General features: G+C 75.6%; 1 protein-coding gene and 1 pseudogene. Both read right to left on the bottom strand.

Annotated features, from left to right (window positions below):
• On the bottom strand, positions 1 to 304 hold a 304-nt coding region (locus tag ACFFNX_RS52125; RefSeq protein WP_378213911.1), incomplete at its 3' end, for a type VII secretion protein EccB.
• 33 nt (positions 305 to 337) lie between these two features.
• A pseudogene (locus ACFFNX_RS52120) lies at positions 338 to 558 on the bottom strand (type VII secretion integral membrane protein EccD); the annotation flags it as partial.

Genomic DNA, 558 nt, shown 5'->3' with positions numbered 1-558 from the left:
GGGCGGAGGCGTAGTTGAGCACCGGCCGCAGCCGCCCGCCGGCCAGCACGAAGCGCGTGCCGGTGTCCTTGTCCAGGATGAGCGTCCCCGGCTTGCGCCACGCGGACGCGCCGCCCGGGGAGATCACGGCCAGCACGGCGACCCCGCCGACCGCGAGCGCCGCCACGATCGCGCCGATGATCAGGCCGCTCCACGACCGGCGCAGCGGCGGGACCGCCATGTCCGGCTCGGCGCGCAGCAGCGCCGAGACGAGCCGGCCGACCATGAACCCGTGGGCATGAACCTGGTCACGCCTGTTGTGCATCGCACACCTCCGATCCGCCGCGCGTCCGTACGCTCACGCCCACCCGCCCCGCGCCTTCGCGTACAGGCCGACGACCGTCAGCACCAGCGGGATGATCGCGATGGCCGTGCCCGAGTGCGCCAGGTCGGCCATCCGCCCCCAGTGCGGCAGCAGGCGGCGGCCCGGCAGCAGCCGCGCGACCGACAGCAGCAGGCCGGCGATGACCAGCAGGCCCAGCACGACGGCCGGCCGTACGGCGGCGGGCTGGTCGAGGG

Origin of the sequence: Actinoallomurus acaciae, from assembly GCF_042429965.1 — a bacterium.
Taxonomy (GTDB): domain Bacteria; phylum Actinomycetota; class Actinomycetes; order Streptosporangiales; family Streptosporangiaceae; genus Actinoallomurus; species Actinoallomurus acaciae.
Note: the sequence above shows the minus strand (reverse complement) of the source record. Positions and strands in the feature narration are given on the sequence as shown.